Raw genomic sequence first — 24070 nt, 5'->3', positions numbered from 1 at the left:
GCGCCCCTCGGGCGGACCGGGCCGGGGCGTCGGGGCACGCCCCGGCCGCACCCCGAGCGGCGCTGCGGCCCGGCCACCCGGTCCGTGCCGCCGGGGTTGCTAGTCTGCGCGTCGCCGCGGGAGCGCCCGGGGCGGCGTCGCGGCCGAGGGAGGAGCCACCGTGCCCACGATCCCCCGGGGCCGCCGATGGACGGCGGCCGGAGCCGGCCTGCTGCTTCTCCTGTCCGGCTGTGCCCCGGACCCGGCACCACGGGCCGGCGCGCCCACCACCGCGCCGACCACCACCGCGCCGACCGCCGGGGCACCCGGCCGCCCGGCCGCAGGCGCCACCGGCGCGCCGGGTGGTGGCCGGGCCGGGCTGGGCCCCGCGCCGCTCGACTGCCCGCCACCCGGCCGGGCGCCGCAGTCGGCGAGCCGGCTCGACCCGACCGCCGGCTCCTACCTGGGACGGGCCGGCGGCGTGGCGACGGCGGTCGACGTGAGCCCGACCTGCCAGCTCGTCGTCGGCGGCCGGTTCGCCGGCCTGCCGGGCGAGCAGGCGACCACGATCGGTCGGGGCGGCGCCGGCGCGGTGCTGCTCCTGGACGGCACCGGCCGGCGGCTGCTGCGTACCGTCCGGGTGGCCGGCGCGGTCGAGGACCTGGAGGTGCGCCGCACCGGCGGGGAGATCGCCGTGGCCACCGACCGGGGCGTGCTGCTGCTCGACGCGGCTGCCGGGCGGGCGCGTTGGCAGCGCGGCGGGGCCGCCAGCCGGGTCGCGGTCGGATCCGCCGGCACGGTCGCGGCGGTCACCGGCGCCACCGTCACGGTGTACGACCTGACCGGCGCCACGCTGGCCCGGATCGCCCCGAGCGGTCGCACGGTCAGCGACGTGGCGGTGGACGACCGCAGCGGCCTGGTCTTCGTCAGCGGGTTCCGGCAGACCTCCGGCGGGCGGTGCGTGCCGGTGCAGATCGCCTACGTGCACGCCTACGACCGGCGGGGACGACTGCGCTGGCGGGCGTACGACCATCCGGCGGACCGGCTGGGCGACCTGTGCGCGGACAGCCGGGCCGACCGCGTCGCGATGGGCCGCGACGGCCGGCTCTACCTGGCCGGGGAGACCGCCGGCGGGAACAGCGTGTTCGCCCGCTCGGCCGCCGACGTGGGACGGCCCGCCCCGAACGTGGTCACCGACGACTTCAGCCGGGCGACAAACACCGGCAACGCGCACCACACCTACCTGGCCCGGTTCGACCCCGCCTCGGGACGCCAGCTCGCCGGGCAGGTGGTGATCAGCCGCATCGACAGCAAGGGGAACCGGGGCAACACCATCACGCCGCTCGCGATCGGCGCCGACGAGTCCGGCCGGATCTACGCCGGCGGGGTGTCGGCGTACCAGATCGCCGACCGGTCAGGGGTGACGCTCGGCGGCCGGCGGCTGGCCCCGTACGCCGGTGGGGACGCCTGGGTGCTGGTGCTCGCCCCGGACCTGCGGCGGCGGCTGAGCTGGGTGGTGCTCACCGACGGCGGCACCGGGACCGTGCGGGGGGTGGCCGCGGCCGGCGGTGTCGCGGCGGCGGTGGCGCAGGTCGACAAGGCCGGGTTCTGGCGTGGTCCGGGGCCGTCCCTCGGCACCGGCGGCGGCTACCTCGCGGCCTGGCCCGGCCTCGGCTGACCGCCCCGCCGCCGGTGCCGCGGCGTCCACCGCGGCACCGGGGCCGGTCAGGGGGCGCCGGTGACCGCGGTGCCGGTCCTGGTGATCCGGTACGTGGTTTTCGCGCCGCTCCAGAAGTGGAAGGTGAGCGTGACGGTGCCGTCGTTCACCTCGGCGAAGAACTCCGGTTTCAGGATGATGGTGTCGGCGGTGTAGTCGGGTTGGAAGTGTCCCCAGAACTCCTTGAACGGCGTCCAGTTGGCCGGGCCGGCGGGGCTGCCGTCGGCGTAGGTGGCCTCCATGGTGGCGAGCTGGTCACCGTGGAACCGGGTGGGAATGGTGAACGAGCTGGTCGTGCCGGTGGCGGCTGCCTGGGTGGGCGGGTCGGAGCTGATGATGTCGATCTTCCAGGGCGTGCCCTGGGAGAAGCGGGCCTCGACGGTGGCGTCGACGCCGTAGGCCCGGTTGCCGACCAGGCGGGTCAGCGCCGCCGGGGTGAGCGTGACGGTGGTGCCGGTGACCGTGTAGTCGGCGCCGGCGGCCAGCGGGGCGTCGCCCTGCCAGAGACCGCGGAACGACAGGCCGTTGAGGTTGAGGGTGAACGCCCGGCCGGTGATCGCGCCGGTGTGCGGCACGTACACCTGGTCGCTGGACGCGGTCCCGGAGCGGCTGGTCCAGCTCGCCCTGATCATGTCGGCGACGCGCTGGTCGCGCCAGCGCAGCGCGGTGCGGTCGAGGAACTGACCGGCGTCCCACAGCATCGTGGTGAGGTTGCGGGTCCGGGCGTGGTAGCCGACCGCTTCGAGGTACTTCAGGAACTCGCCCCGTTCGATGATGCCGGGCCGGGTGTGGTCCCAGGCGAGCAGCGCCCACTCGCCGATGACGACCGGGATGCCGCGGGCGACGAACGTGTCCCGCAGCCGGTCGAACGTGCCGACCAGGTCCTGCTCCACGTTCGTGTCGTACCGGGTGCCGCCGGCGATGTTCACGCTGAACGGCCACCACCCGTAGAAGTGCACGGTGGCGGCGAGGTTGGGGTCGTGCAGTGCGGCGATGCCGGCGGACAACGCGTCCAGCCGCGCCTGCTCGCCACTGGTGTGCAGCGTGGGCAGGACCAGCAGCCGGGTGGCGTTGGCCCCGCCGGTCGCGCGTACCAGGCGGACGAACTCGGCGTTGAGGTCCCGGGTCGCGGTGTCACCCTGCTCGTCGGTGGTGTCGGCGAACTGGGGCTCGTTGATGCTCTCGAAGACCAGCCTCGGTGAGTGGTCGCGGAACGTGGTGGCGAGTTGCGTCCACAGTGCCCGGTACCGGCTCGTCACGCCGGCCCGGTCGGTGGGGTAGGTGTTGAGCCACTGCCAGGAGTCGTGATGAAGGTTGATCATCACGTAGAGGTCCTCGGCGAGCGCCCAGTCGACGATCTGGCGTACCCGGCCCAGCCAGGCCGCGTCGATGGTGTAGTCGGGCGCCGGGCCGTGGTGGTTGCTCCACGTGACCGGGAGCCGGACGCTGCGGTAGCCCTGCGAGCGCACGTGACGCAGGAGCGCCTGGGTGGTGAGCGGGTTGCCCCAGGCGGTCTCGTCGGGGATGGCGTCGAGCGTGTTGCCGAGGTTCCAGCCGGGTTGCATCGCGGCCACCGTGGCCATCGGGTTCCCGGCCGGGGGAGGGGTGGTCGGCGGCGTCGACGGTGACGCCGTGGCCGTCGGCGACGGGCTCGTCGACGGAGTGGTCGACGGGCCGCCGGTCGGGGACGGCGTGCCGCCGGCGTCCCCGGCGCAGGTGACGCCGTTGAGCGTGAAGCCGGTCGGCGCGGTGTTGGCGCCCGACCACGAACCGTTGAAGCCGAACGACACGGTGCCGTTGGTCGGCACGCTCGCGTTCCAGGCGGCGTTCGTCGCGGTGACCTGGCCGCCGGTCGCGGTGACCGTGGCGTTCCACGCCTGGGTGACCCGCTGCCCGGACGGGAACGTCCAGGCCAGCCGCCAGCCGTTGACCGGTGCGCCGAGGTTGGTCACGTCGACCGCGGCGGTGAACCCGCCCGACCACTGCGACGGCACCGCGTACGCCACGCGGCAGCCGCCGGCCGCCTGGGCGCCCACGGCCGCCATCGTCGACGCCACCAGCAGGGCCGCCACGGCACCGGCGAGCGGACCGCCCCGGAGGCGGATTCTTCGGGTGCGCAGGATCATCGTGTTCTCCCTTGCCGTTGTCCGCCCGTACGCGGCCGGTGGCCAACGGTTCCGGACGGGTGGGGGCGCGCGCCCGGCGTCGCCGGGTGGCCGCACGGCCACCCGGCGACCCGTCGCGCGCTGGAGTGCTTCTCGCGGACGCCGCCCGGTGCCTCCGCCGATCGCCGCGTTGCGGCAGCAACTTCCCGGCTCCCTGGAAAGTTTCGGGTCGAACGCTACGCGTTTCTTCGATGGTGGTCAATGAGACGGCGGGCTCGGCGGCGATCTTCGACGTCGTGCGACGTCAGCGGTGCGATACGGTGCGGAAAAAGCGCGAGATCCACTGGAAAGTTTCGGGCCACCCGCTACGCACCGGCGGCGTTCGGCGGCCCCGACGGCCATGGACGGACGGCTATCCTGGGGCCGGGCAGCGGTGGTCACCCGGAGGGCGGGTCGGCCGGGGGAGGAGCCAGCTTGTCGCAGACCGAGCCGGACGGGTCGGCCATCGGGCCGGACGACGCCGCAGAGGCTCCGGGCCGGCCGGTCACGATCTCCTACATCGCGGAGACCGCCGGGGTGTCGGTCCCGACCGTGTCGAAGGTCATCAACGGCCGGACCGGCGTGGCCTCGGACACCCGGGCCCGGGTCGAGGCGCTGATCAGCCGGTACGGCTACCGCAGGCCCACCTCGTCCACCCGCAGCAACCTGGTGGAACTGGTCTTCGACCAGCTGGAACACATGTGGGGCGTCGAGGTCGTCCGTGGCGTCGAGCAGGTGGCCCGGGCGCACCGGGTGGGCGTGGTGCTGACCGAGTTCGGGCCGGAGCGCGGCGGCGTCCGCTACTGGATCGACGACACGCTCGCCCGTCGTCCGGACTGCGTCGTCTCCGTCGCGCAGCTGTCCGGCGAGCAACGCGACCAGTTGCGGGCGCGCGGCATCCCGTTCGTGGTCTTCGATCCCACGAGCGAGCTGCCCGACGATGTGCCCTTCGTCGGGGCGACCAACTGGGCGGGCGGTCGCTCCGCCACCGGGCACCTGCTCCGGCTGGGGCATCGCCGGATCGCGATGATCAGCGGTCGGGACCGCATCCTCTGCTGCCGGGCGCGGCTCGACGGCTACCGCGCGATGATGGAAGCCGCCCACCTGCCGGTCGACGCGGACCTGGTGGCCCGCGCCGACCTGACCGTGGACGGCGGGCGGGCCGCCGCGCTGCGGCTGCTCGGCCGGCCGGACCGCCCGACCGCGATCTTCGCCGGCAACGATCTCCAGGCGGTCGGCGTCTACCGGGCCGCGCGGGAACGCGGGCTGCGGATCCCGGCCGACCTGAGCGTGGTCGGCTTCGACGACCTGCCGATCGCCGAACTGCTGGATCCCCCGCTGACCACCGTGCGTCAGCCGCTCGCCGAGATGGCCGTCGCCGCGACCGAGCTGGCGCTCGCGCTCGGGCGCGGCGAACCGACCCAGCGGACCGGTCTGGAGCTGGCGACCAGCCTCACGGTCCGGGACAGCACCGCCCCGCCGGCCGGCTGAGGCGGGCATCTCCGCCTCGGGCCCGGAGCCGGTGGCGGGGACCGATCCGGCCGGGTGAGCGCGGTCGGCGCGCCGGCCGGATGTTCGCTATCCCTCGGACGGCAGGTCGAGGTAGCAGCCGGCGGGTTCCTGACCGGACAACGCCTGGACGGCCGTCATGATCTCGTCGGTGACGGCCCGCCGGGCCCGCCCGCCGCTCCCGGTGACCGGCGGGGTGAAGTGCAGGGGCGTGCCGAACCGTACGATCACCCGCCCGGGCCGGGGCAGTCGGGCGCCGACCGGTTGGATGCGGTCGGTGCCGAGGACGGCGACGGGGACCACCGGGGCGCCGGAGGCCAGCGCGAGCCACGCGACGCCGGTGCGGCCACGGTAGAGCCGCCCGTCGCGGGAGCGGCTGCCCTCCGGGTGGATGCCGAAGGCCCGCCCGGCGGCGAGCACGTCGAGCGCCACCCGCAGCGAGTCCTGGGCCGACCGGTGGCCGCCCCGCTCCACGGGGATGGCGTCGATGCCGGTGAGGCAGGTGCGGGTGAGCCACCCCCGCGGGCCGGGCCGCCGGAAGTACTCGGCCTTGGCCAGGAAGCTGACCGGTCGCGGCGCCACCAGCGGGATCACCACGCTGTCGATGAAGGACAGGTGGTTGGCGGCCAGGATCACCGGCCCGTGCCGCGGCACATGGTGCCGGCCCTCGACCACCGGCCGGAAGGCCATCCTGCCGAGCGGGGCGAGCACCAGCCGGGCGCCGGTCTGCAGCAGCACGTGTTCCCTCCGCGGGTGGGTCCCGGTCACCGTGGGACGCCGGGCGTGGGCCGGCCGAGGTGGGCCGCCACGGCGGCGCGCAGCAGCGGTTCGACGTCGTCGCTGCGCACCATGGTCTGGAGGCTGCCCCACTGCCGCAGCTCGGCGATGCCGTGCAGGTTGGCCCAGAGCGCGCCGGCGACGACCGGCGGCGCGGGGGCGTCGGCCGCTTCGGGCCGGGCCCGGGCGACCAGGTCGACCAGGACGCCGAAGAGTTCCTCGCTGGCGTCCCGCAGGCCGATGCCGTTGCCGCGCAGCAGGTCGTGCCGGAACATGAGTTCGAACATGCCGTGGTTGGTGCGCGCGAACCGCAGGTAGAGCCGGCCCAGTGCGAGCACCTGGTCGTACGGATCCGGTCCGGTGCCGCCGATCGCGGCGGTGACCTCGGCGCCGAGCTGCTGGTAACCCTCCCGGGCGATGGCCGCGAGCAGGGCGAGGTGGGTGGGGAAGTGGCGCCGGGGCGCACCGTGGGAGACGCCGGCCCGCCGGGCGATCTCGCGCAGCGTGAGGGCCGCGGTGCCCTCCTGGGCGAGCAGGTCGACGCCGGCCCGCACCAGGCGGGCCCGGAGCGTGCTGTCGGGCGGCGGCATGGACACTGTCTACCAGCCTCCGTAGACAGTGTCTACCGACCGCGCCGGCAGTGACCCGCGTTACCTCTCGGCCAGCCGGGAATCAGGTCGGGGCCACCGCATTTGAACCGAGGTGTGACTACCGCACCGAACCTCGCCCGGCCGTGCTCTGACCGGGCGGAGGCTTCCCGATGACCGATGTCCGTCCCGACAAGCTGTCGACGCCCGGCGCCCGGACGCCCGGTGAGCTGATGAGCCGCGGACAGCGGCTGCGGCTCGTGCTGGTCCTCGGTTCGCTGATCGCGGTGGGACCCCTGACGATCGACATGTACCTGCCGGCGCTGCCCGCGATCGTCGACGACTTCGCGACCACCTCGGCGGCGGTCCAACTGACGCTCACCGGCACCCTGGCCGGGCTCGCCCTCGGCCAGCTCCTGATCGGCCCGTTGTCGGACGCCGTCGGGCGGCGACGCCCGCTGATCGCCGGCCTCGTCCTGCACGTCCTCGCGTCGTCGCTCTGCGTGGTCGCGCCCAACGTCGCGGTGCTCGGCGCGCTGCGGGTGGTGCAGGGTCTCGGGGTCGCCGCCACCGCGGTGGTCGCGATGGCCGTGGTCCGGGACCTGTTCAGCGGCGCGGCATTCGCCACCCTGCTGTCCCGGCTGCTGCTGGTGATGGGGGCGGCGCCGATCCTCGCCCCGACCCTCGGCAGCGGGGTGCTGCGCTGGACGGACTGGACCGGCGTCTTCGTCGTGCTGGCCGCCTTCGGCGTACTGCTGGTCGTGATCGCCGCGCTCGGCCTGCCGGAGACGCTGCCGCCCGCGCGACGCCGGCGCGGCGGCGTCGTCGCGACCGCGGCGCTGTACGGGTCGCTGCTGCGCGACCGTGTCTTCGTGGGCCTGGTCCTGGTGGCCGGCCTCGCCATGGCCGCGCTGTTCGCGTACGTGGCCGGTTCGTCGTTCGTGCTGCAACAGGGGTACGGACTCGACGAGCAGCAGTTCGGGCTGGCGTTCGGCGCGGGCGCGGTGGGCCTGATCGGGGCGACCCAGTACAACGTCCGGCTGCTGCGCCGCTTCCCGCCGCAGCGGATCCTGGTCGCCTCGCTGGCCGCCGGGACGCTGGCCGGCCTGGCCCTGGTGGTCTTCGCCGCGACCGACGTCGGCGGGCTGCCCGCGTTGCTGGTGTCGTTGTGGCTGGTGTTGGCGGCGGCGGGCCTGGCGATGCCGAACGCGCCGGCGCTGGCGCTGTCCCGGCACGGCGAGGCGGCCGGCACCGCGTCCGCGTTGCTGGGCGCCGTGCAGTTCGGGGTGGGCGCGGTGGCCGCGCCGCTGGTGGGCGTGCTGGGCACCGGCGCGCTGGCGATGGCCCTGGTGGTGGCCGGCGGCATGGTGGCGGCGCTGGCGGTGCTGCTGGTCGTGGTCCGGCCGGCCCGGCTCGCCGACCTGGAGCCCGCGCCGGCGGTCGTGGCGGTGCACTGACCGGACCCGATGCCGTCCCGGGCGGTCGGGGCGATCTCGTCGGATACTGGGCCGATGACGAATCCCGACCTCGACCCCGCGCTGTACCCACCGATCGATCCACGCGAGGACGTGCCGGACGACCCGGGGGAGCTGCTGCCGGACACGCCGGACGTCCTGCCGGAGGCGCCGACCGAGCCGATGCCCGACGACGGGGAGCCCGGCGGCGTGCCGGAGCCGGCCTGACCGGCCCCGGGCGCGGCCTGTCGCGGCGACCGGGCCGTCGGTAGGGTCGTCCGCGTGGATCTGGACGACACCGCCGTCCGGCTCGGAGTGCCGGTCGAGGATCTCGCGCGCGTGCACCGGCTCGCCGGTGACCGGCCGTCGGCGCCGCTGCCGGCCCGGGCCGACGCGCCGGCGATCCTCGACCGGCTCGGGGTCCGCCCGGACGACGCCGCCGAGGTCATGGTGGGTTGGCCCGACCCCGGCTCCCCACTGTGGACCCCGGAGCTGCGCTGGCTGCTCGACCGCTCGACCGCCCTGGTCCGCGCCGATCTCGGGGGCCACGACTGGCTGCCGCCCGGCCCGGCCCTGCCCCGCGAGCGGGGCCCGGCCTGGCGGCACCTCTACGTGTACGCGTACCTGGCCCTGGTCGACGCGGCCACCGCGTACCACCGCGACCACGGCATCGACGACGCGGTGACCCGGGCGACCCTCGCCGACCTGGGCCGCAACCTGGCGATCGACAGGCGGATGGCCGGCGAGGGCTGGCCGGTCATGCAGAGCTGGCTGACGCTGCACACCCGGGGCGGGCTCTACGAGCTGGGTCGGCTCCAGCACCAGCGCGGCGACACCATCGGCCTGCACATACCCGAGGCGGGGCCGTTGAGCCCGGCGGCCGTGGACGCGTCGCTCGACCGGGCCCGGGCGTTCTTTCCGCGCCACTTCCCCGACGAGCGCCACACGGAGTTCTCCTGCGGCTCCTGGCTGCTCGACCCCCAGCTACGGGAATACCTGCCGGAGGACTCCAACATCGTCCGGTTCCAGCGCCGGTTCGCGCTGGAGCCCTACCAGGAGCCGGACGGCATCGACGCCGACGTCGAGGTGCTGCGGTTCGTGTTCCGTACCCTGAGCACGCCGCTCGACCGGCTGGAGCGCCGCACGGCGCTCCAGCGGGCGGCCGTCGACCACCTGGCCGCCGGGCGCCACTGGCGCTGGCGCGTCGGTCGTTTCCCGTTCTGACCGACACCGGAAGCGACGCTGCCGTCGTGCCGGCCGGTCAGCGGGGCAACGACGACGGCAGCTCGGCCAACCAGCGGTCCAGGGCCGCCGGACTGCGGAACAGCAGCACCGGCGGGCCGGCCGGGTCCGCCCGCCAGGCGCGCATCCGCCGCCGGGCCCGACCGAACGCGGACACGTGCCACACCAGGATCGAGTCCCGGGACAGCACGCTGCGCAGCGACTCACGGTTGCCGTTGCAGATCTCCTCGCCGCTGACCAGCCGGCCGGCGGTGCGCCGCAGCAACCGCCAGAAGGAGAGCGCCCGCGGATAGTCCAGGCCCACCACCAGGTCGGCGCGGGCCAGCACCACGTCCCGCCACCCGTGGTAGGCGCCGTCCAGGATCCACCGGTCGCCCCGGCAGACCGCCTCGATCCGGCGGCGCTGCTCGGCGACCGGCACCTCGACCCAGCCGGGCTGCCACAGCAGGTCGTCGACCGGGCACCAGGGCAGCCCGAGCCGCTCGGCCAACCGCGCCGCCACTGTGGACTTGCCGGCGCCGTACACGCCGTAGACCAGGATCCGGGCCGGCGCCGGCATCAGCTCCGGGCCTTGCCGCGGGCGCCCCGCCGGCGGTGCTCCTCGTCGCCGCCGGCGAGTCGGGTGAAGGTGAGCGCGTTCGCCGCCGCGACGCCGACCACCGCGAAGCCGACCTGGAGCGCGAGCACGATCCAGTCCCACCGCAGGATCCAGAGCCGCACCGGCGCGTCGTCGGCGATGTCGACCCAGCGGGCGACCACGGTGCCGAGCACCGCCGCGCCGACGCCGATGACGAACGTGGCGAAGACGCCGATCCGCTGCCGGCCCGGCAGCACCAGCCGCCCGAGCAGCCCGATGAGGGCGCCGATGAGCACCGCGCCCAGATAACCACCCACGAGCATTGCCGTCACTCCTCCCACCGGTTCCGGCACTCATGCCCGCCCACCGCACCACCGGAAACCCCGCGCACGTCGAGCCGGCCGGCGGCGGTGGTGCCGGGACGCCGGCACGTAGGATCACGCACACCCCGCCGAGACCGCCACCCGCCGGAGTTCCGCTGCCCGAGTCGCCCGCACCCCGCGTCGCCCGGCCGCTGCGCCGGGCGCTGGCCGTCGTGTTCCTGCTCGTCGTGGCCGGGCTGCCCGCCGGCTCGTCCAGCGCCGGTGGCAGCGGGCCGGGCACCGTCCGGGTGCTCCAGATGAACCTCTGCAACAGCGGCCGGGCCGGCTGCTACACCGGCGGCTCCGTGCGGCGGGCCGCCGAGGTGATCGCCGCCGAGCGGCCCGACGTGGTCACCCTCAACGAGATCTGCCGGGACGACGTGGACACGCTGGCCCGCGCGCTCGCGGCGGTCCGGCCGGGCGGCCGGGTCGTCCCCGCGTTCCAGGCCGCCGGCGACCGCCCCAGCCGCGCCGCGACCCGCTGCGTCAACGGCCAGGCGTACGGGATCGGCCTGGTGGCCCGCCTCGCCGGCCCGGGGGCCCGAGCCGGCGCGCACCGCGGCACCTATCCGGCGCAGGACCTCGCGGACCCGGAGGAGCGGGTCTGGCTCTGCCTGCACGCCGCCGCCGTGCTGCACGCCTGTACCACGCACCTGGCGAACACCGACGGCGCCGTCGCGCTGGCCCAGTGCGCGCACCTGCTCGACACCGTGGTGCCGGCGATCCGCCGCGACGCCGGATACGCCCCGACCGTGCTCGGCGGCGACCTGAACCTGCGCGCGGGCGGCGCGCCCGACGTGCGGTCGTGCGTACCGCCGGGCTACCGCCGCGTCGACGACGGCGCCCGGCAGCAGATCATGGCGACGACCGACGTCACCATCTGCTGCCGCCGGGCGGTGGACATGCGCGGCACGACGGACCATCCGGCGCTGGTCGCCACCCTGACCGTCGACCGGCCCCCGCGCTGACGGTCGGCACCGCCGGCGACTGGACGGTCCGGCGCCGTGGACAGCCCGGTGTCGGCCCGTCTAAGGTCGGCGCACCGGTGTCCCGAGGAGCGGCCCATGGGTGTCTCCATCTCCCTCGACGATCTGCTCGGCGAGGAGGTGAGACGCGACCCGTACCCGTTCTACGCGAGGCTGCACGGGATGGGGGAGGCGGTCGCCTTCCGGCCCGGCGAACCGCACGCCCTGGTCGTCCACGGCTACCAGGCGGTCCACCGGGTGCTGCGGGACCCGGTGTTCCGGGTGCTCGGCGCGGAGTTCCTGGACCGGGCCGGCACCCGCTGGCGCCAGCACCCGGTGACCCGGATCCTCCAGACGTCGATGCTCAACGCCGCGCCCGGCGACCACCTCCGGGTCCGGCGCCTGTTCGGCCAGGCGTTGACCCCACGCCGGGTCACCGCCCTGGAGCCGGCGATCACGCGGATCGCCGACCGCCTGCTCGACCGGCTCGCCGCCGCCGGCGCGGACGGCCGACCTGTCGACTTCATGGACGGGTTCGCGCTCACCCTGCCCAGCGACGTCGTCGGCGAGCTGCTGGGCGTGCCGGAGCGGGACCGGGCCTGGTTCCCGTCGCGGGTGCGCACGTTCGACGCGGTGCTGGAGATCGGCCGGCGATCGATGCGGGAGGTGCGGGCCGCCAACGTCGCGGCGACGGAGCTGACCGCGTACTTCACCGAACTGCTGGCCGCGCGCCGGGACCGGCCGCGCGGGGACCTCGTGTCGGCGCTCGTGCGGATCCGGGACCGCGACCCCGACCAGCTCTCCGCCGACGAGCTGCTGGCCAACCTGATCATCATGTACAACGCCGGGTTCCGGACCACCGCGAACCTGCTCGGCAACGGCCTGGTCCTGCTCGTGGCGCGGCCGGACGCGCGGGCCGCGCTGCGCGCCGACCCGTCGCTCGCCCCGGCGTACGTCGAGGAGATCCTCCGGTACGAGCCGCCGGTGCACTTCGCGCTCCGGTACGCGGCGGCGGACACCGAGGTCGCCGGGCTGCCGGTGCCGGCCGGTCGGACCGTGGTGGTGCTGACCGGCGCCGCCAACCGGGACCCGCGCCGGTTTCCCGACCCGGACGTGTTCGATCCGTCCCGGGTGGACAACCGTCACCTGGCGTTCAGCGCCGGGCCGCACCACTGCTTCGGGGCGGCCCTCGCCCGGGCGGAGGGCCGGTTGGTCCTGCCTCTCCTGCTGGACCGCTTCCCGGCGCTGGCGCTCGCCGCCGAGCCCGGCGAGCGGCGTCAGCTCATGCTGCGCGGGTACGACCACCTGCCGGTGCGTCTCACGCCGCCGGGGCCGGCGGTCCACCGGCCGATCGGGACCTTGCGAAACCATCCCGATTGAGTAAGGTCGATGCCACGCTGGGGAAAGGACACACCGGGCCATGACCGATGAGATCCGCGCGTTCCTGCTCGCCGCCCTGACCGAGATGAAGTACGACGTGGACGACGTCGACGACGACACCGTCTTCGGGCCGGCCGGTCTGGACGTGGACTCGCTCGGCCTCGCCGAGCTGGCGGTCCGGGTGGAGGACCGGTTCGGCGTGGCGTTCGACGACGACGAGGCCGAGATGCTCGCGATGATGACGCTCGGCGAGTTCTCCCGGACGGTGGCGCAGCGCATCCAGCCGGCCTCGGCGCACTGAGCGTGCGGCAAGGCGCGACGATCACCGGCATCGGGCTGGTGAGCCCGGTCGGCTCGACCGCCGCCGAGGTGTTCGACGCGGTGTGCGACGGCCGGTCCGGGCTGTCCCGCCCGCCGGAGGGCCACCCGGTGCACGGCGTGGTCGACGTCGCGGCGATCGCCCCGCCGATCGACCCGGCCTCCGTGCTGCCCGGCCCGGAGTCCCGCGTCGTGGACCGGTCGATCGTCATGGCGCTGCGCGCCGCCGGGGACGCGTTGGCCGACGCCGGTCTGCGGGTCGGTCGGGACGTCGACCCGTACCGGGTGGCGGTCGTGGTCTCCGGCGTCGGAGGGCTGTCCACACTGGCCGACCAGGTGCTGCGGCGGGCCGAGCGGGGCCGCTTCGGCGTCAGCCCGTACATGCTGCCCGGCACGCTGCCGAACATGGCGGCGGCGCGGGTCGCGATCACGTTCGGCATCCGTGGCTACACCTCGTCGGTCGGCACGGCGTGCGCGGCCGGCGCCCAGTCGGTCGGCGAGGCGCTACGCATCCTGCGCGCCGGCGAGGCGGACGTGGTGCTGTGCGGGTGCGCCGAGGCGCCACTGTTCCCCACGTTCGCCGACGCGTTCGGCAACGCCCGGGCGCTGGCCCGGGGCTGGGCCGACCCGACCGCCGCGAGCCGGCCGTTCGACCGCCGCCGCAACGGCCTCGTGCTCGGCGAGGGCGCCGGCGTGCTGGTGCTGGAACGCGCCGAGCACGCCGCCGCGCGGGGCGCCCGCCGCCACGCCGACGTGCTCGGCTGGGGCGCCACGAACGACGCGTACCATCCGACCACGCCCCGGCCCGACGGCTCCGGCGCGGCGCACTGCATGCGGATGGCCGTCCGTGACGCCGGCCTGGGCCTCGACGACATCGGGTACGTCAACGCGCACGGCACCAGCACGAAGGCCGGCGACGCCGCCGAACTGGCCGCGCTCCGCGACGTCTACGGCGCGCACCCGCCGCCGATGAGTTCGACCAAGGGCGTGACCGGGCACCTGCTCGGCGTCTCCGGCGTGCTCGAGGCGGCCGTCGGGGTCGAGGCGCTCCGGCGCGGCCTGCTGCCGCCCACCTACAACCTCGACGATCCGGACCCGGCCGGCGACGTCGACCACATCCGCAAGCAGCCCCGCCCGGTCGCGGTGGACGCCGTGCTGTCCAACTCGTTCGGCTTCGGCGGCCACAACGTCAGCCTCGTCCTGACCCACCCCACCACCCCCTGACACTCCGCACCCCCACCCCCACCCCCACCCCCACCCCCACCCCCACCCCCACCTCCGCGCAGATTCACGGAAAGCGTGGCCATTCCGCTCGGGATAGCCACGCTTTCCGTGAAAGTGTGCGCCGGGGAAGGGGGAGAGGGGAGGGGGAGGGAGGGGAGGGCTTGGGTGGACTGTCAGCGGAGGGTGATCTGGGTGGCGGCGTCGTGCGTCGTCACCGTCAGGGCGAAGTGCGGGTTCAGCATGTCGACCAGGTAGTCGAGGTCCGCGACGAGCGGCACCGGGAGCAGCGCCCGCTGGTCCACGTCGACGTGGCTGGCGACCAACTCGATCCGGTCGGCCTTGAGCAGCCCCCGGGTCAGGAACGCCGGCAGGTCCTCGGGGAGCAGGCAGCGCCACAGGTCGACGTTGACGATCACGTCCAGCGCGCCGGTCTTGAACTGCTGGAGCACGGTGCCGAGCAGGTGCGAGTTCGTGTCGCCGGGCGGCGCCGCGTGGTCGAACGTGTGCGACCCGGCGCCGACGTCCACGGTGGACACCCCGTGGCCGATCAGCAACGCCCGGCTGGTGGCCAGCTCCTCCCGGAGCATGGCGGGCAGCGCGGCCGGCCGGCCCAGCCCGGCCCGGCGGTACGCGTCGATCGCGTCCCGGTAGAGGCGGATGCGGCCCAGGTGCCGGCCGAACGTGTTGATCGCGTACAGCACCTCGACGTCGTAGCGCAGGTGCTTGCGCAACATGTACTTCATGTTGTCCATCGAGGCGAGCCCGTTGGTGGTCCGCCGGAAGTGGGGCAGGTGGTACGAGCACGCGTCCACGTCGAGGTGGAACAGCTCCGGCGGCGCGCCGTGCAGGTGGAAGACCCGGTAGAAGAAGTCGAGGTCCTCGAAGCCCCACTTCACCATGGCCTCGTCGAAGCCGCCGACCCGCCGGAACGACGGGCGGTCGACCGACGCGTTGTGGGTCAGCCCGAGCACCCAGGGCGCGCTCGGGAAGTCGCGCATCCGCTGCGGGTGGGCGATGTCCTCCAGGCGCGGGTCGCCGCGCTCGGCGTCCAGCATCGCCGGGACGATCGGCTCGCCGCGCCGCAGCGCGTCCGCGCCGGCCCAGTCCAGGTCGTAGCGCTGGCCGAGCAGGACCCCGGGCCGGCCGGCGCGGTCGGCGTGGAAGTCCCGATGCCGCTCCAGCAACCCGGGGTGCGCCACCGTGTCGGCGTCCAGGAACATCAACGTGTCGGCCCGGGCCCGCGCCGCCGCCGCGTTGCGGTTGGCGCTGCGCCCCCGGTTGGTGTCGCTGCGCACGTACTCGACGGCCAGCCGGTCGCGGTACCGGTCCACGACCGGGCCCAGCGCGACGGTGGAGCCGTCGTCGCCGACGATCACCTCGAAGTCGTCGCGCGGCAGGGTCTGCCGGGTGAGCGAGTGCAGCGTCGCGTCGAGCGCGGCGCCGTTGTTGTGCGCGGGCACCACCACGCTCAGGGCCGGCCGCCGCCCGTTCGTCGTGCTCAACGGGGCGTGGAGTTGGCGGTGATGTAGTCCGCCAGGTCGCCGAGGGTGGTCATCCGGTCCTCGTCCAGATCCTCCACGTCGATCTGGATCTCCAGCTCGTCCTCCAGCTCCAGCAGCAGCTCCAGGGCGAGCGACGAGCTGAGGCCGAGGTCGTCCATCAGTTGGGTTCGCTCGGTGACCGGGGCGGTCGGCCTGAGCATGCGGCCCAGCAACGCCGTGAGGCTCTCGACCACCTGGTCGCGCTGCGGCGACGTGGTCGACGTGTCGTGTTCTAGCACCGGGGTGCCGGCGGGTCGATCATGCGCTCCAGCATGGACTCATCAGAGCAAAGGACATCGGCGAGTGTCAACGGGTGGAACTCGACCGCGTACGGCGCGTCGCCGGGCGACGCGACCGCCCCCCGGTACCCGGCCGGCGTGACCAGGTCGGCGACCCGGTACGCGCCGGCCGGCTCGACGCACGCGACCACGTCGTCGGGGTGGACCGCCACCGCCAGGTTGGGCCAGAGCCGGCCCCCGGCGGCCTTGACCACCGCCTCCTTGCGGACCCACAGTCGGGTGAACCGCCGGGCCTGCTCCCCGGCGTCGGCCCCGGCGGCGACGTGCCGGGCCTCCGCCGGGTGGAAGAACCGCGCGGCCAGTCCGACCGGGTCCCGGCCCGGCGACAGGTGCTCGATGTCCACCCCGACCGGGCGGTCCCGGCTGATCGCCACCGCGACCAGCGAGCCGGAGTACGACAGGCTGGTGTGCGGCCCGGTCGACGTCGGCTTGCCGTGCCGGCCCCGGCGCCAGGCGAGCGCGGACGGCGGGACGCCCACCGCGTGCCCGGCCAGGACGCGCAGCGCGCCGTGCGCGACCGTGAACCGGTCCCGAAGCCAGGGTGTGCCGAGCGCGGCGGCGCGGGCCCGCTCGTCGCGGTCGAGCACCGCCCGGCACCGGGCCAGCTCGTCCGGCGAGCCGTCGGCGGCGATGACGCAGACGCGTACGCGGTCCGGCATGGACGGCAGCGTAACGGTCCGTCCGGGCGTTGACACGTGCCGATGCGCGTTGCTCTGATAGCCCGGTGATCGCGCAGACGGCCGAGGTGCGGATCCCCGTCCCGTTCGCCGGCCCCGGGGCCGGGACCGCGCCGCTGACCTGGGGTCAGAAGGCGATCCTTGAGGACATGCGGGAGACCGGGTGGACGCACAACGTCAGTGGCGCCCATCCGGTGCCGGCCGGCGTCACGGTCGAGCAGATGGCGGCGGAGCTGGCCGACCTGCTGGCCCGGCACCCGGCGTTGCGGATGCGGCTCGGCACCGACGACCGGGGCGGGCCGTGCCAGGTGGTGTCCGCCGCCGGCGAGACGGTGCTCGACGTGGTGGACGTGCCGGACGACGCCGACCCGGCCGACGTGGCGACGTTCGCCTACCAGCTCGGGCACGCCCGCCTGCTGGCCCCCTACGACCTGTACCGCGACTGGTCGGTGCGGATGGCGGTGGTCCGGCACCGGGGCGCGCCGGTGCACCGGGTGCTGACCTTCGACCACCTGGTGGTGGACGGGACCGCCACGTCGCTGCTCCTGGCGGACCTCGGGCTGGTCGGGCCGGCCGTCCGCGGTGGCCACGATCCGCGCACCGTGCAGATCCTCGACCTCGGGCGGCGGGAGGAGACGCCGCCGCTGCGGCGGGTCAGCGACCGGGCCGTCCGCCACTGGGCGTCGCACCTGCGGTCCGTCCCGCCGCTGACGTTCGGCCCGCCCCGGCCCGGCGGCGGTCGGCGGGGCCACCGGTACTGGCACGGCCGGTTCAGCTCGCCCGCGGCGTACCTCGCGGTGCGTGCCGTCGCCCGGCGGACCCGGACGGACACCTCGCGCGTCCTGCTCGCGGTCATCGCCGTCGCGATCGGCCGGGCCACCGGCGTCAGTCCGCTCACCGCGAAGCTGATCGTGGGCAACCGGTTCCGGCCGGGCTTCGCCGAGGCGATCGCCCCGCTCAGCCAGAACGGCGTGCTGACCGTCGACACCGCCGACACCACCGTGGACGAGGTGGTGTCCCGGGCCCGGCGGGCCTCGATGACCGCCGGCATGTACGCCTACTACGACCCGACGCAGCTCGCCGAGACCGAGGCCCGACTGGACGCGGAGCGCGGCTACCCGGCGCGCGTGAGTTGCCGGATCAACGACCGGCGGGTGACCACCCGGGCGGCGGCCGACGACCACGCCCGGGACGAGCCGGTGACCGCGGACACGTTCCGGCGGAGGGCCGCCGAGACGTTCCTGGTCTGGGACGGCCCGCTGGACCACCTTCCCGAGCAGGCGTTCATCACGGTCGAGGACCATCCGGGGACCGTGCACCTTCAGGTGATCTTCGATTTCGCGAGTTTCACCGAGGCGCAGGCGGAGCGCCTGCTGCGCGGCGTGGAGGAGGTCGCCGTGGAGGCGGCGCTCGACGCGGCGGCGCCGACCCGGGTCACGCCCGGGTCGGCCGGCGGCTGACCGGTCGCCTGACGGTCACCTGTCGTCCCACGTCACCGGCAACGACTCCAGACTGCGGACCACCAGTCCCGGCCGGAACCGCAGCTCCGACTCGTCGACCGCGAGCCGCAGACCGGGCAGCCGGCGCAGCAGCGCGCCGAGCGCCTCCTGGAGTTCCATCCGGGCCAGCGCCGCGCCGAGGCAGTGGTGCGGGCCCGCGCCGAACGCCAGGTGCGGGTTGTGCGCGCGGGCCAGGTCCAGCGTGTCCGCGTCGGGGAAGACCGTGGCGTCCCGGTTGGCCGACGCGATCGCCGGCATCACCGCCGAGCCGGCCGGCAGGCGTACGCCGCCCAGCTCCACCTCCTCGGTGGTCACCCGGGGCAGCAGCACGCCGTTGTCACCGAGCTGGATGAAGCGGGACAGCTCCTCGACGGCGCGGGCGACCGCGGCCGGGTCGTCGCCGCGCAGCCCGGCCAGTTGCTCCGGGTGGCGGGCCAGCACCAGCAGGAACAGGTTGAGCTGGTTGGTGGTGGTCTCGTGCCCGCCGACGAAGATGCCGGCGGTGACCGACACCAGCTCCCGTTCGGTGAGGTCCTCGTCCGCGTCCCAGGCGGCGATGAGTGCGCTCATCAGGTCGTCGCCGGGCTGGCGCCGACGCTCGGTGATCATCTCCTGGAACGCGTCCAGCGCCGCCTGCGGGGCCGCCGGGTCGGCGTCCCAGTCGCCGACCAGCGCGTCGGACCACTCCCGGACCCGCTCCTGGTCGCGTTCCGGGATGCCGAACAGCTTGCTGATCACGTAGATCGGCAGCGGCGCGGAGAGGTGGGTGATCAGGTCGGCCGGGCGGCCCGCCGCCTCCATCCGGTCGATCATGCCGGCCACCAGCGCCGCCACCGTCGGGCGCAGCTCCTCCACCCGGCGCACGGTGAACGCGTGCGACACCGCCCGGCGCATCGTGGTGTGCCGGGGCGGGTCCATGCCGATGAGCGAGTCCTCGGCGAGCGAGCCGAGTTCGCGGGTCGGCCGGTTCGGCCCGGCCGCGGCGGCCCGGCTGAACCGGTGGTCGGTGAACACCCGGCGGACGTCGGCGTGCCGGGTGGCGAGGTACGCCGACGCCCCGTCGGGCAGCTCGACGCGGGCCACCGGGCAGGTCTCCCGCAACCGGGTGTAGTCCGGTGACGGGTGGTAGATCGTGGGAGCCGGAGCGAGCGGGTACGGAACGGGCTGCGGCTGCGTCATCTGCGACTCCTCTGGCGGCTGGTCAGGTCCGGGTGCGCCGGGCGAGGGCGGTCAGGACCGGCACCACCTCGGCGGGGCTGGGCAGCGCGCGGATCCGGTCCCGCATCAACGCGGCGGCCGTCCGCGCCGGGCCGTCGCCGATCAGCTCGCCGACGGCGTCCCGCAGCGTCGCGCCCCCGGCATGCTCCGGCGCCAACCAGGTGCCGGCACCGGTCGCGGCCAGCCGTTCGCCGTTGAAGTGCTGGTCGCTGACCTGCGGCAGGATGAGCTGCGGCACGCCGTACGTGAGCGCGGTCATGGTGGTGCCGGCCCCGCCCTGCTGGACCAGCGCGGCGCAGGTCGGCAGCACCAGCCGGATCGCCAGCGGCGCGTCGGCCAGCCGGACGTTCGCCGGCAGCGGGCCCAGGCCGTGCTGCTGCCGGGGTTCGACCACCACGACGACCTCGGCGTCCAACTCGGCCACCGACCGGATCACCCGGGTCAGGTCCAGCCGGTCGTGCAGCCCGACGCCGGCCATCATGGTGCCGGCCGTGACGCAGACCCGCGGCCGGGCCGCCGGCCGGTGCAGCCAGGGCGGCAGCACGGCCGTGCCGTTGTACGGCACGAAGCGCAACGGCCGCCCCGGGCGGGCGGTCGGCGCCTGGAGCGGCGGCGGCGCCGGGTCGAGCGTCAGGTCGCCGTGCGGCGACACGTCGGCGGCGGCGAGCCCGAACCGGGCGGCGAGCGGCCCGAGCACCGACTCCGGGTCCAGCCGGAGCGTCACCGAGGAGTCCGGTCCCCACAGGTTCAGCACGCCTGGCACGCCCAGCGCGGCGGCGGCCACCGGCGCGGCCAGGTTGAACGGCTCCCAGACCAGGACGTCGGGTTGCCAGGCCCGGCCGAACGCGACCAGGTCGTCGAGCAGGGCGTCGGCGAACCGGACCACGCCGCCGTCGGCGGTGATCGCCGGTTCCAGCCGGTCCGCCGGCTGGGCCCCGGGCCGGTCCAGGTCGCCCACCGCGCCGATCCGTCCCGCGAACGCCTCGGCGAAGTCGACGTCCTCGCCCAGCGGCACCGCCGCGAGCCCGGCCGAGGTGATCGCCGCGACCAGCGAAGGATGGCTGGCCACCCGCACCTCGTGCCCGGCCGCCTGAAGCGCCCAACCGAGCGGGACCAGGCTGTAGAAATGCGACCGCCAGCCCCACGTCGACATCAGAATTCGCAAAGGCGCAGTCAAATCCGACCAATCCGCACGTGAAACGGCAGCTCCGGACCACAGATGCTAGGCGATGGATGTCCGTACGCGGAAGGTGGCCGCCACCGTCAATAGATATTGACGCCGGACTAACGTGTGTTGGAGTCTTACCCGATGTCCGACGTGGACCTCGACCTGGCCGTCAATTCCGGCCCGCGCGCCTATCCGTTCGAGCCGTTCACCGGCGATCTGCCCGCCGAGCTGCTCGACATGGTGGTCAGCGACCCGATCAGCCGGGTGCGGCTGCCCGACGGCCGGGCCGCCTGGCTGGTGCTCAGCTACGAGCACTGCTGCACGGTGCTGGCCGACCCCCGGTTCTCCCGGCTGCCGCTGGGCGCGACCGAGGCGTCGGGCGCGAGCGGCCCGCGGGAGCTGAACATGGACGGTCCGGCGCACGCGGTGGTGCGCCGGGTGGCCAGCCGCGCGTTCACCGCGCGCCGGATGGACACGTTCCGGCCCCGGGTACGACGGCTGGTGGACGGTCTGGTCGACGCCATGCTCGCCGGTCCCCGCCCGGCCGACCTGGTGGCCGGACTGGTGGCGCCGCTGCCGGTGCACGTGGTGTGCGACGTGCTCGGCGTGCCGGTCGCCGACCGCCCCCGCTTCTACGACTGGATCTCCGGCCTCAACTCGATCACCGCGTACGGCTCCGCCGGTGCCGCCGACGCGCAGGCGGAGCTGCGGGCCTACCTGGCCGGGCAGCTCGCCGGGAAACGGGCGGCGCCCGGCGACGACCTGCTCTCGGCGTGGGTGCGCGGCCAGGACGCGCACGAACTGGTCGACGCCGAGCTGGTCGAGCTGGCGATGGGGGTGCTGCTCGGCGGCCTGGAGATCAACTCCACGAGTGCCGGCCTGCGCGCGTTGTTCCAGCACCCGGAGCAGTTGGCGAAGCTGCGCGCGGCCCCGGAGAAGCTGTCCGCCGCGACCGACGAGATCCTCCGCTACACGTCGGTGAGCAGCATGTTCCGGGTCCAGGTGGTGCGCGAGGACCTGGTCCTCGGCGGCGTCGCGATGCGGGCCGGGGAGTGCGTGATGGCGCTGCCCTGGGCCGGCAACCGCGATCCCCGGCACTTTCGGAACCCGAACGTCTTCGACATCGACCGGACGCCCACCGTGCCGCACCTGACCTTCGGCTTCGGGCCGCACTTCTGCCTCGGCACGGCGCTGGGCCGGATGCAGGTGGAACTCTCCCTCGGGGTGCTGCTCGACCGGATGCCGGAGCTGGCGCCGGCGGTGCCGGTCGAGGACATCCCGTGGCGGCACGACCGGATGAACGGCGGCATCGCGTCGTTCCCGGTCACCTGGTGAGCGACGCGGTCAGTAGCTCTCCACCGCGTTGACCCGGTCCGGCCAGTAGCGCTCGCCCGGCGCCGGGGCGTAGTGCTCCCACCGGGGCGGGTCGCCGGCCGGGTGGTCGCCGAGCACGGTGATGCGCTGCCCACGCCGGAGACCGTCGTAGTCGTTGATCGCGTAGTGCTGGGTGACCCGGTTGTCCCACACCGCGACGTCGCCGACCTGCCAGCGGTACCGGCAGGTGAACTGCGGGCTCTCGGAGAACCGGAACAGGTGCTCCAGCAGCGCGTCGCTCTCGGTGCGGGTCAGTTGCGGGATGTGCGAGGTGAAGAGCCGGTTGACGTACAGCGAGCGACGCCCGGTCTCCGGGTGGACGCGCACCACCGGGTGCTCCGCGCGGCTGGTGAACTCGGTGCCGATCCGGATGACGTGGACGGCGGTGAGCCCGTCGAGCAGGTCGCGCAGCGGTGCGGAGAGCGCCTCGTAGACCCGGCACTGGTTGGTCCACATGGTGTCGCCGCCGACCTCCGGCAGCTCGGTCAGGTGCAGGATCGACGCGATCGGCGGGCTCTGGTGGAACGTCATGTCGGTGTGCCAGACGTCGACCTTGCCGCCGTCGGTGGAGTCGATGACCACGATCTCCGGGTGCCCCTCCAGCCGGGGCAGGTAGGGGTGCAGCTCGACCTCGCCGAAGCGGCGGCCGAACGCGACGTGCGCCTCGGGGGTCAGCCCGGTCTGGCCGGCCAGGAACACCACCTGGTGCTTCAGCAGGAGGTCGTGGACCAACGCGAAACCGGCGTCGGTGAGCGTGTTGAGGTCGATGCCGCGGATCTGCGCGCCCAGGGCTCCGGCGACGAGCCGCACGTCGACGGCGGTGGAAGTGGTCATCGATGGTCCTCCGGTCTGCGCGCGACGGCCCCGTCGCCGCATTCTTCCACGATCGTGAATGTCCTCACCAGCGTCGTCGTTGACGCGCCGGAGGCCGGCTTGGGATCATTCGGGGCCGCGGGCCATGATCCGGGCCCGTCGGTGGGGAGGGGAGACTCGTGGCGATCGATGCGAACGTGGACCGGGACGCCGCCGCGCGGCTCGACCGGCTCACCGATCTGGCGACCCCGTTCGCGGTACGCACGGCGGTGACCCTCCGCGTGCCGGACCGGATCGCGGCCGGCGTCACGAGCCTGGACGCGTTGGCCGCGGCGTGCGACGCGGACCCGGGCGCGCTCGGCCGGCTGCTGCGCTACCTGACCCACCGGGGCGTGTTCGTCGAGGTGTCGCCGGACGTCTTCGCCCTCACCGACGTGGGGGAGCTGCTCTGCGACCGCAACGGCGGCGGGCACGGCGCCGACCTGGACCTCGGCGGTCTCGGCGCGCGGATGGACCTGGCCTTCGCCGGGTTGCCGCACGCGATCCGCACCGGCCGGCCCGGCTACGGGTCGGTGCACGGCCGGGACTTCTGGGCCGACCTCGACGCCCACCCGGACCACCGCGCCTACTTCGATGCGCTGATGCTCAGCCAGCAGCGGCTCACCGCGCCCGAGGTGGCGACGCGTTACCCCTGGGCCGAGGTGACGCACGTGGTCGACGTCGCCGGGGGCTCGGGCGGGCTGCTGTGGGAACTGCTCAGCGCCCACCCGCACCTGCGCGGCACGCTCGTCGACCGGGGCGAGCCGGTGGCGACCGCCGTCGCGACGTTCGCCGAGCACGGCCTCACCGACCGGGCCACGGGCGTGGTCGGGGACTTCTTCGCCCCGCTGCCGGCCGGCGCGGACGTCTACGTGGTGTCCCGCGCGCTGACCGACTGGAGCGACGACCACGCGACGGCGATCCTGCGCCGCTGCGCGGAGGCGGCCGGCGACACCGGTCGGGTGCTGGTCATCGAGGTGCTCCCGACCGTGCCGCACGTGCCGCACCTGTCCCCGTACGACCTGCGGATGCTGGTCCTGGTGGGCGGTCGCGAGCGGAGCGCGGCCGAGCACGCCGCGCTGGCCGCCGCCGCGGGTCTGGCGCCCCGGCGCACCTGGCACGGCCCCGACGGGCTCACGCTGATGGAGTTCTCGGCCGCCTGACCGGTCGGGCCGCCAGGCGTCCCGCACCCCCGGGTGCGCCGGGC

At 74.8% G+C, this 24070-nt stretch carries 23 protein-coding genes; 12 read left to right on the top strand and 11 right to left on the bottom strand.

The annotated features are described in order from the left end of the window. The first annotated feature begins 160 nt into the window (after positions 1-160). Positions 161-1657 carry a YncE family protein gene (locus OG767_RS20220; RefSeq protein WP_405089988.1) on the top strand — a complete coding sequence of 499 codons (1497 nt, stop codon included), beginning with the start codon at positions 161-163 and terminating at the stop codon, positions 1655-1657. A gap of 47 nt (positions 1658-1704) precedes the next feature. Here the strand turns inward: OG767_RS20220 and OG767_RS20215 are convergent, their stop codons facing one another. Then, entirely contained in the window at positions 1705-3822 is a 2118-nt protein-coding gene (locus OG767_RS20215) for a cellulase family glycosylhydrolase (RefSeq protein WP_405089987.1), read from the bottom strand. 453 nt (positions 3823-4275) lie between these two features. Here OG767_RS20215 and OG767_RS20210 point away from each other — a divergent pair, with 453 nt between their 5' ends. Next, positions 4276-5331 (top strand): LacI family DNA-binding transcriptional regulator, encoded by a 1056-nt coding sequence (locus tag OG767_RS20210; protein WP_405089986.1) that lies wholly within the window; start codon positions 4276-4278, stop codon positions 5329-5331. An 87-nt stretch (positions 5332-5418) separates the two neighbouring features. On the opposite strand, the gene OG767_RS20205 is transcribed toward OG767_RS20210, so the two are convergent. Both OG767_RS20205 and OG767_RS20200 read right to left on the bottom strand, forming a co-directional pair. Next, positions 5419-6087, bottom strand: coding sequence for a lysophospholipid acyltransferase family protein (locus tag OG767_RS20205; RefSeq protein WP_405089985.1), 669 nt, complete (start codon positions 6085-6087; stop codon positions 5419-5421). Positions 6088-6113: 26 nt separating this feature from the next. Next, the gene (locus OG767_RS20200; RefSeq protein ID WP_405089984.1) at positions 6114-6716 is read right to left on the bottom strand and encodes a TetR/AcrR family transcriptional regulator; all 603 of its coding nucleotides are present in this window, start codon (positions 6714-6716) and stop codon (positions 6114-6116) included. A 170-nt stretch (positions 6717-6886) separates the two neighbouring features. Between OG767_RS20200 and OG767_RS20195 the strand changes: the two genes are divergently transcribed. From OG767_RS20195 to OG767_RS20185, 3 genes are read left to right on the top strand one after another with little or no spacing between them, the layout of a single operon-like run. Further along, a complete protein-coding gene (locus tag OG767_RS20195) occupies positions 6887-8170 on the top strand; it encodes a multidrug effflux MFS transporter (RefSeq protein WP_405089983.1) in 1284 nt (427 codons plus the stop codon). A gap of 54 nt (positions 8171-8224) precedes the next feature. Further along, complete coding sequence (locus OG767_RS20190) at positions 8225-8395, top strand: hypothetical protein (protein WP_199199507.1); 171 nt, start codon at positions 8225-8227, stop codon at positions 8393-8395. A gap of 54 nt (positions 8396-8449) precedes the next feature. Then, complete coding sequence (locus tag OG767_RS20185) at positions 8450-9391, top strand: acyltransferase domain-containing protein (RefSeq protein ID WP_405089981.1); 942 nt, start codon at positions 8450-8452, stop codon at positions 9389-9391. Positions 9392-9428: 37 nt separating this feature from the next. On the opposite strand, the gene OG767_RS20180 is transcribed toward OG767_RS20185, so the two are convergent. Next, on the bottom strand, positions 9429-9968 hold the full coding sequence (locus OG767_RS20180; RefSeq protein WP_405089980.1) for an adenylate kinase: 540 nt from the start codon (positions 9966-9968) through the stop codon (positions 9429-9431). Beyond that, a complete protein-coding gene (locus OG767_RS20175) occupies positions 9968-10309 on the bottom strand; it encodes a GlsB/YeaQ/YmgE family stress response membrane protein (RefSeq protein ID WP_405089979.1) in 342 nt (113 codons plus the stop codon). Before OG767_RS20175 ends, OG767_RS20180 begins: the two co-directional genes overlap by 1 nt. A 32-nt stretch (positions 10310-10341) precedes the next feature. Here OG767_RS20175 and OG767_RS20170 point away from each other — a divergent pair, with 32 nt between their 5' ends. The 4 genes from OG767_RS20170 to OG767_RS20155 all read left to right on the top strand — a co-directional run bounded on the left by OG767_RS20170 (position 10342) and on the right by OG767_RS20155 (position 14235). Next, positions 10342-11316, top strand: coding sequence for an endonuclease/exonuclease/phosphatase family protein (locus tag OG767_RS20170; protein ID WP_405089978.1), 975 nt, complete (start codon positions 10342-10344; stop codon positions 11314-11316). 96 nt (positions 11317-11412) lie between these two features. Then, entirely contained in the window at positions 11413-12693 is a 1281-nt protein-coding gene (locus OG767_RS20165) for a cytochrome P450 (protein WP_405089977.1), read from the top strand. A 40-nt stretch (positions 12694-12733) separates the two neighbouring features. Continuing rightward, positions 12734-12994 (top strand): acyl carrier protein, encoded by a 261-nt coding sequence (locus OG767_RS20160; RefSeq protein ID WP_107155127.1) that lies wholly within the window; start codon positions 12734-12736, stop codon positions 12992-12994. After that, the gene (locus OG767_RS20155) at positions 12991-14235 is read left to right on the top strand and encodes a beta-ketoacyl-[acyl-carrier-protein] synthase family protein (RefSeq protein WP_405094256.1); all 1245 of its coding nucleotides are present in this window, start codon (positions 12991-12993) and stop codon (positions 14233-14235) included. Before OG767_RS20160 ends, OG767_RS20155 begins: the two co-directional genes overlap by 4 nt. Positions 14236-14408: 173 nt before the next feature. Here OG767_RS20155 and OG767_RS20150 read toward each other — a convergent pair whose 3' ends face one another. From OG767_RS20150 to OG767_RS20140, 3 genes are read right to left on the bottom strand one after another with little or no spacing between them, the layout of a single operon-like run. Then, positions 14409-15737 (bottom strand): glycosyltransferase family 2 protein, encoded by a 1329-nt coding sequence (locus OG767_RS20150; protein ID WP_405089976.1) that lies wholly within the window; start codon positions 15735-15737, stop codon positions 14409-14411. Then, a complete protein-coding gene (locus OG767_RS20145; protein WP_405089975.1) occupies positions 15734-16015 on the bottom strand; it encodes a phosphopantetheine-binding protein in 282 nt (93 codons plus the stop codon). Before OG767_RS20145 ends, OG767_RS20150 begins: the two co-directional genes overlap by 4 nt. Beyond that, positions 16009-16734: a 4'-phosphopantetheinyl transferase family protein gene (locus tag OG767_RS20140; RefSeq protein WP_405089974.1), complete on the bottom strand. Its 726-nt coding sequence runs from the start codon at positions 16732-16734 to the stop codon at positions 16009-16011. Before OG767_RS20140 ends, OG767_RS20145 begins: the two co-directional genes overlap by 7 nt. A 65-nt stretch (positions 16735-16799) precedes the next feature. Here OG767_RS20140 and OG767_RS20135 point away from each other — a divergent pair, with 65 nt between their 5' ends. Next, positions 16800-18212 (top strand): condensation domain-containing protein, encoded by a 1413-nt coding sequence (locus tag OG767_RS20135; RefSeq protein ID WP_405089973.1) that lies wholly within the window; start codon positions 16800-16802, stop codon positions 18210-18212. Between the two features lie 15 nt (positions 18213-18227). On the opposite strand, the gene OG767_RS20130 is transcribed toward OG767_RS20135, so the two are convergent. Both OG767_RS20130 and OG767_RS20125 read right to left on the bottom strand, forming a co-directional pair. Further along, complete coding sequence (locus tag OG767_RS20130) at positions 18228-19430, bottom strand: cytochrome P450 (protein WP_405089972.1); 1203 nt, start codon at positions 19428-19430, stop codon at positions 18228-18230. Between the two features lie 22 nt (positions 19431-19452). After that, a complete protein-coding gene (locus OG767_RS20125; protein ID WP_405089971.1) occupies positions 19453-20622 on the bottom strand; it encodes a nucleotide disphospho-sugar-binding domain-containing protein in 1170 nt (389 codons plus the stop codon). 156 nt (positions 20623-20778) lie between these two features. Between OG767_RS20125 and OG767_RS20120 the strand changes: the two genes are divergently transcribed. Then, positions 20779-21972 carry a cytochrome P450 gene (locus OG767_RS20120; RefSeq protein ID WP_405089970.1) on the top strand — a complete coding sequence of 398 codons (1194 nt, stop codon included), beginning with the start codon at positions 20779-20781 and terminating at the stop codon, positions 21970-21972. Positions 21973-21981: 9 nt separating this feature from the next. On the opposite strand, the gene OG767_RS20115 is transcribed toward OG767_RS20120, so the two are convergent. Continuing rightward, entirely contained in the window at positions 21982-22845 is an 864-nt protein-coding gene (locus OG767_RS20115; RefSeq protein WP_405089969.1) for a TauD/TfdA dioxygenase family protein, read from the bottom strand. 158 nt (positions 22846-23003) lie between these two features. Between OG767_RS20115 and OG767_RS20110 the strand changes: the two genes are divergently transcribed. Further along, the gene (locus tag OG767_RS20110; RefSeq protein ID WP_405089968.1) at positions 23004-24026 is read left to right on the top strand and encodes a methyltransferase; all 1023 of its coding nucleotides are present in this window, start codon (positions 23004-23006) and stop codon (positions 24024-24026) included. Positions 24027-24070 lie beyond the last annotated feature (44 nt).

Source organism: Micromonospora sp. NBC_01392, from assembly GCF_045040125.1.
Classification (GTDB): Bacteria; Actinomycetota; Actinomycetes; order Mycobacteriales; family Micromonosporaceae; genus Micromonospora.
Note: the sequence above shows the minus strand (reverse complement) of the source record. Positions and strands in the feature narration are given on the sequence as shown.

What these genes read in the sequence shown, in the direction of transcription:
- OG767_RS20215 (WP_405089987.1), bottom strand. Translation starts at nt 3,822, where the DNA reads ATGATCCTGCGCACCCGAAGAATCCGCCTCCGGGGCGGTCCGCTCGCC.
- OG767_RS20140 (WP_405089974.1), bottom strand. Translation starts at nt 16,734, where the DNA reads ATGCCGGACCGCGTACGCGTCTGCGTCATCGCCGCCGACGGCTCGCCG.
- OG767_RS20180 (WP_405089980.1), bottom strand. Translation starts at nt 9,968, where the DNA reads ATGCCGGCGCCGGCCCGGATCCTGGTCTACGGCGTGTACGGCGCCGGC.
- OG767_RS20120 (WP_405089970.1), top strand. Translation starts at nt 20,779, where the DNA reads ATGTCCGACGTGGACCTCGACCTGGCCGTCAATTCCGGCCCGCGCGCC.
- OG767_RS20160 (WP_107155127.1), top strand. Translation starts at nt 12,734, where the DNA reads ATGACCGATGAGATCCGCGCGTTCCTGCTCGCCGCCCTGACCGAGATG.
- OG767_RS20165 (WP_405089977.1), top strand. Translation starts at nt 11,413, where the DNA reads ATGGGTGTCTCCATCTCCCTCGACGATCTGCTCGGCGAGGAGGTGAGA.
- OG767_RS20195 (WP_405089983.1), top strand. Translation starts at nt 6,887, where the DNA reads ATGACCGATGTCCGTCCCGACAAGCTGTCGACGCCCGGCGCCCGGACG.
- OG767_RS20130 (WP_405089972.1), bottom strand. Translation starts at nt 19,430, where the DNA reads ATGACGCAGCCGCAGCCCGTTCCGTACCCGCTCGCTCCGGCTCCCACG.
- OG767_RS20200 (WP_405089984.1), bottom strand. Translation starts at nt 6,716, where the DNA reads ATGCCGCCGCCCGACAGCACGCTCCGGGCCCGCCTGGTGCGGGCCGGC.
- OG767_RS20125 (WP_405089971.1), bottom strand. Translation starts at nt 20,622, where the DNA reads ATGTCGACGTGGGGCTGGCGGTCGCATTTCTACAGCCTGGTCCCGCTC.
- OG767_RS20115 (WP_405089969.1), bottom strand. Translation starts at nt 22,845, where the DNA reads ATGACCACTTCCACCGCCGTCGACGTGCGGCTCGTCGCCGGAGCCCTG.
- OG767_RS20190 (WP_199199507.1), top strand. Translation starts at nt 8,225, where the DNA reads ATGACGAATCCCGACCTCGACCCCGCGCTGTACCCACCGATCGATCCA.
- OG767_RS20170 (WP_405089978.1), top strand. Translation starts at nt 10,342, where the DNA reads ATGCCCGCCCACCGCACCACCGGAAACCCCGCGCACGTCGAGCCGGCC.
- OG767_RS20175 (WP_405089979.1), bottom strand. Translation starts at nt 10,309, where the DNA reads ATGCTCGTGGGTGGTTATCTGGGCGCGGTGCTCATCGGCGCCCTCATC.